Origin of the sequence: Caenibacillus caldisaponilyticus (assembly GCF_002003465.1) — a bacterium.
Taxonomy (GTDB): domain Bacteria; phylum Bacillota; class Bacilli; order Bacillales; family Sporolactobacillaceae; genus Caenibacillus; species Caenibacillus caldisaponilyticus.
This window is the reverse complement of sequence record NZ_BDDQ01000073.1, coordinates 1-4,544: the sequence shown is the minus strand read 5'-3', so window position 1 is coordinate 4,544 and position 4,544 is coordinate 1. Positions and strand designations below refer to the sequence as shown.

At 51.6% G+C, this 4,544-nt stretch carries 5 protein-coding genes and 1 pseudogene; 2 read left to right on the top strand and 4 right to left on the bottom strand.

Annotation, left to right across the window (positions count from 1 at the left end; all coding sequences use genetic code 11):
• The 3 genes from CCB157_RS15570 to CCB157_RS15565 all read right to left on the bottom strand — a co-directional run.
• Nucleotides 1–279, bottom strand: a 279-nt coding sequence (locus CCB157_RS15570; RefSeq protein ID WP_077616767.1) for a helix-turn-helix domain-containing protein, incomplete at its 3' end; no start/stop codon positions are given.
• An 83-nt stretch (nucleotides 280–362) separates the two neighbouring features.
• Nucleotides 363–476, bottom strand: a complete 114-nt coding sequence (locus CCB157_RS17435) for a methionine/alanine import family NSS transporter small subunit (protein WP_143287098.1) — start codon at nucleotides 474–476, stop codon at nucleotides 363–365.
• Nucleotide 477: 1 nt separating this feature from the next.
• Nucleotides 478–1,977: a sodium-dependent transporter gene (locus tag CCB157_RS15565; RefSeq protein ID WP_077616766.1), complete on the bottom strand. Its 1,500-nt coding sequence runs from the start codon at nucleotides 1,975–1,977 to the stop codon at nucleotides 478–480.
• Nucleotides 1,978–2,476: 499 nt separating this feature from the next.
• On the opposite strand from CCB157_RS15565, the gene CCB157_RS15560 reads away from it, so the two are divergent.
• Both CCB157_RS15560 and CCB157_RS15555 read left to right on the top strand, forming a co-directional pair.
• On the top strand, nucleotides 2,477–3,067 hold the full coding sequence (locus tag CCB157_RS15560) for a Maf family protein (RefSeq protein ID WP_077616768.1): 591 nt from the start codon (nucleotides 2,477–2,479) through the stop codon (nucleotides 3,065–3,067).
• A gap of 245 nt (nucleotides 3,068–3,312) precedes the next feature.
• Nucleotides 3,313–3,831 carry a type 1 glutamine amidotransferase domain-containing protein gene (locus CCB157_RS15555; protein WP_077616765.1) on the top strand — a complete coding sequence of 173 codons (519 nt, stop codon included), beginning with the start codon at nucleotides 3,313–3,315 and terminating at the stop codon, nucleotides 3,829–3,831.
• 478 nt (nucleotides 3,832–4,309) lie between these two features.
• Here CCB157_RS15555 and CCB157_RS15550 read toward each other — a convergent pair.
• Nucleotides 4,310–4,544, bottom strand: a pseudogene (locus CCB157_RS15550) (IS110 family transposase); the annotation flags it as partial.

Here is a 4,544-nt window from a genome sequence, read left to right as displayed (position 1 = left end):
CAAGATTTCCAACCACTTTTTTAGAACATCATTCTCCAATCGCAGCCTTTTGATTTCCCTTTCCAAGTCTTTGTACTCTTTCCGTCTTCCCCTGTGTTCCATTAATCCAAAGTCGCCCTGTTCCCAATATTTCTTCATCCAAACCTTCAGGCGCCCCACATCTTGGATCCCCAGTTCTTCAGCGATTTTTGCCTTGGGAATTCCTTGAAGTCTCATTTCCACTGCCTTCTTTTTGAGTTCAAAGCTGTATGTCTTGAATTTCTGTCCTTTTCTTGCCATGAAAATCACCCCTTAAAGTATTTTCACAGGGGGTTTTTCCTGTGTCTACTTTAAGGGGTGCACTTCAGCCCCGGCTTTTCCGTTTACTTTTCTTCGCTTTTTTTGGTTTGGCGCACCATGTTGGCGATGCTAAAGGCGAGTCCACCCCACAAGATGGCCATGCCGATGATCATCATGGCAATGGCAGAGCCGGACATATCAGCTGACCTCCTTCTGCTCTTCCAGCGTTCGCTTCCATTTTAAGCCGGCAATGATCCAACCGAGGACGATCGACAAGACCGCAATCGCGACGCCCAAGGCGAGAAAGCTGCCGGAATAACCGCTGTACGGCGCTTTGAAGTCGGTGCGGATGCTGTCAATCATCATGTAGCCGAGCACGATGGGAGTGATGACGCTGAGACATACCGTCCACCATGCGCCCAAACGCATATCCGAAATGCCGTTGGCGTGTTTTTGCAGTTCGCCGAGTTTGCGAAACACCCACGCGACGAGGATGACTTCAACGAGTCCGGCGAGAGCGACGCCATAGGCGTTGACGAAATGATCGATGTTGTCAAGGAAATAAAGCCCGCCTTTCGTCGCATACAAGACCGACAGAACGGCGGCGATGCCCCCGCCCCAGCCGACCGCTTTGGCGCGTGAGATATTGAATTTGTCCTGAACGGCCGAAACGTAGGCTTCGACGATCGAAATGAGCGACGTCAAACCGGCAAAAACGATGGATAAGAAGAACAAGACGGCAAACGCGCTTTGGAAGGCCGGCAGCGTGTTGATGATCTTGGGCAGGACGACAAATACCAAATTCGGCCCGCCTTGAGCGATATCGTTGATGGATACGCCGGCCGAATGGGCCATGAAACCGAGGGCGGCGAACACCCCGATGCCCGCCAAAAGTTCAAATCCCGAGTTGCTCAATCCGGTGATGAACGCGTTGTTCGTGATGTCGGTTTTACGCGGCAGATAGCTGGCGTACGCCACCATGATGCCGAAAGCGATGGACAAACTGAAAAAGATTTGCCCGTAAGCGGCGACCCAAACGCTGCCGGAAGCAATTTTGCCCCAATCCGGTTTGAAGAAGGCGTCGAGGCCTTCCGCGGCGCCCGGGAGCGTTACCGCGCGGATGACGATGATGGTGAACAAGACGACGAGCAAAGGAATACAAATTTTGTTCGCCCGTTCAATTCCTTTTTGCACGCCTTTAAAGAGAATGGCAAAAACGACAATCCAAACGACGACAAGCGGGATGACGACTTTCCAGGCCATTCCGCCGATTTGCCCGGGATGGACGAGAGCGAACTGGGCGTAATCCTTTTGGAAAAACGCTTCGGTATTGCTCCCCCAGCTCAGATTGAACGAAAAAATCGTGTAGGAGACGGCCCAGGCGATGATAATGGGATAATACGTAGATATAAAGAACGAGACGAGCACTTGCCACCAGCCGAGCCATTCTCCGCGCTTAGAAATTCTCGCCAGCGTCAGCGGGGCCGAGCCGCGATATTTATGGCCCATCGTGAATTCCAAAATGAGCAAGGGGATCCCCGCCGTCAACAAAGCGATGAGATATGGGATAAAAAAAGCTCCTCCGCCGTTCGCGTAAGCGACGGCCGGAAAACGCCAGATGTTTCCGAGCCCGATGGCTGAACCGATAGCGGCGAACAAAAAGCCGGCCCGGCTCCCCCACTGCTCGCGATTGTCCATAAATGAGCCTCCTTTACTGGGATAGTAATTTTTCAGATAATTACATAAAAAGTATAATGGAATGGTGTGAAAAAGTAAAGACTGTTGACCGAAAAATATAATTTTTTTGAATGCGTTTGCATGACGAGTGGTCTACCGGCAGCTTAACCGGCCTAATCAGGCGGTTGAAAGGAAAACATGGGGGTACAGCATGAACACATGAATATATCCCGCCGTTTGTCGAGACGGGAAACTTTGAAAATCGCATCCTTTCGGGTGTCCGGCAATGGGAGTATAATGAAGGGCGGAAAACACCGCTGCGGCAAATTCAGGAGGACGAACCGCCGGGAATAAACCTCGGTTTGCGGTGAAGAGCGAAAGACGGTTTTGGGAAAGAATGCATGGCAGTTATTTTTTTTGCGACGATGTCCTTCCGCGTTTCGTGGGTAAAATAAAAGGGAAAACCCATTTGGGTTGCAATGTTGAACCGCATCGCGTTGGATTGGGAGGGAGAGCCACCGTGGATCCGGTGACGTTGATCTTAGCGTCCGCTTCTCCGCGGCGAAAAGAATTAATTCAACAGCTCGGCTTGCCGGTCGAGTTTGCGGTCAACAGCGCCGATGAACGCGTTCAGGAGAACCTAGCGCCGGAGCAAGTCGTCGAACGGCTCGCGGAACGGAAAGCGCGCGCGGCTTACGAAGCGGTCGGGCCGAGGGCGAACGCCGTCATCGTGGCCGGCGACACCGTCGTTGTTTATGGCGGCGAGATTCTCGGCAAGCCGAAGGATGAGGACGACGCCTTTCGCATGCTCAGCCTGCTGCAAGGGAAGACACATACCGTCTACAGCGGCATCTCCTGCATTGTGTGCGCCACCGGAAAAGTCCTCACCGGCCACAGCTGGACGCGCGTGACGATGAAACCGTTGAGCGACGCGCAAATCCGCCGCTACATCCAAACCGGCGAGCCGATGGACAAAGCCGGCGCTTACGCCATTCAGGGCCTTGGCGCCGCCATCGTGGAGAAAATCGACGGCGACTATTTCACGGTCGTCGGGCTGCCGTTGGCCATGCTGGCGGACATGTTGGCGCAGTTGGGTGTTCACGTGCTTTAAAGCTTGCTTATATGATTTTTTGCGCGATTTGGCGAGCGGCGCTCCGCGAACTGCGGCCGAGCCGGACATCACCTACTAAAGCCCCGCTCTTTTAATGCGGCCGTTTCGGCAGAACTCGATCCCTCGGCCGCCAAGCATGGGCACAGCATATTTTTTGAAGTCTCGTGCCGCGCGTTTTAGAATCTAATTAGAGACCGGTCCTGAACAGGCGGGTACCATCAGATCGTAAGGAGGAGTGAAGCCGTATGGCGAAAAAAATTGCCGTTGTTTTGACGAATGAGTTCGAGGACTCCGAGTACGCGAAACCGGCCGAAGCCTTTAAAGAAGCCGGCCACGAATTGACCGTCATCGAGAAAGAAAAAGGCAAAACCGTCACGGGCAAGCACGGTGAAGTGAAAGTGACGGTCGATGCGTCGATCGACGAAGTGAAACCCGAGGACTTCGATGCGCTCTTCATTCCGGGAGGTTTCTCGCCGGACATCCTTCGCGCCGATGATCGCTTTGTCAATTTCGCCAAAGCGTTTATGGACGCGAAAAAACCGGTGTTTGCGATCTGCCATGGTCCGCAGCTCTTGATTACCGCGAAAGCGCTGAACGGCCGCAAAGTGACCGGCTACAAATCGATCCGCGTCGATCTGGAAAACGCCGGCGCAAACTTCGTCGATGAAGAAGTCGTTGTTTGCGGCAACCAACTCGTCACCAGCCGCACCCCGGACGACATCCCGGCGTTTAACCGCGAGGCTTTGAAACTCCTGGCCAACTAATCATCGTTTTGATCGACCGCCGATTCCCGTATGGCGCGGGAACCGGCGGTTTGTTTTTTTATGGCGGTAATTAAAGCCATATACCTAAGAGTTTAGAGGCCGGATAAAATAACAGGTCATCGTTGTTTTGAGTCGCTGGGTAATTCACCTATGCCTGCCGGTTGCCTGCTTCAAATCACAGGTTTTAACGATTAAACAAAAAAAGTCGATTCTTAAACAAATTTTTAAGTTGTACAAAATCAGATGGAATATTATAATGAAATAGAACGTATGTTCTTATTTCAGTGAAAGGCGAGGGCATTTATGAAAAAATTTGTGGTCATCTTAAAGTCCTACGGTGTGATGTCAAGAGTTAAAAACAAATGAATTGGAAATTCTTTTGGCCATATGTCATAAAAAAGGGTGCACTAAACCAAGCCTCCAGTATATTGTAAATAACTGGAAGCCGATATGACCAAGGTTATCGATGAAGGTTACCTCATCGCGTCACCTTCTTTTTCGGCGCATATATTTGATTGTTGCGGAGCAGCGCATCAATCAGGCGCACCAATTTTCTTGCCGTTAAGACGAGGGCGCGTTTGTGTGAGTGCTTCTGCACTTCACGATACTTTTTTTGGTAAAAGGCGCGGTATTCAGGTTCGTGTCGCCGGACCAGATTGGCAGCCTCAACCAGGTAATACCGGAGATAACGATTGCCTGTACGCGCAAGCATT

Coding starts and splice junctions, on each gene's coding strand:
- CCB157_RS17435 (WP_143287098.1), bottom strand. CDS start 476: ATGTCCGGCTCTGCCATTGCCATGATGATCATCGGCATGGCCATCTTG.
- CCB157_RS15565 (WP_077616766.1), bottom strand. CDS start 1,977: ATGGACAATCGCGAGCAGTGGGGGAGCCGGGCCGGCTTTTTGTTCGCC.
- CCB157_RS15555 (WP_077616765.1), top strand. CDS start 3,313: ATGGCGAAAAAAATTGCCGTTGTTTTGACGAATGAGTTCGAGGACTCC.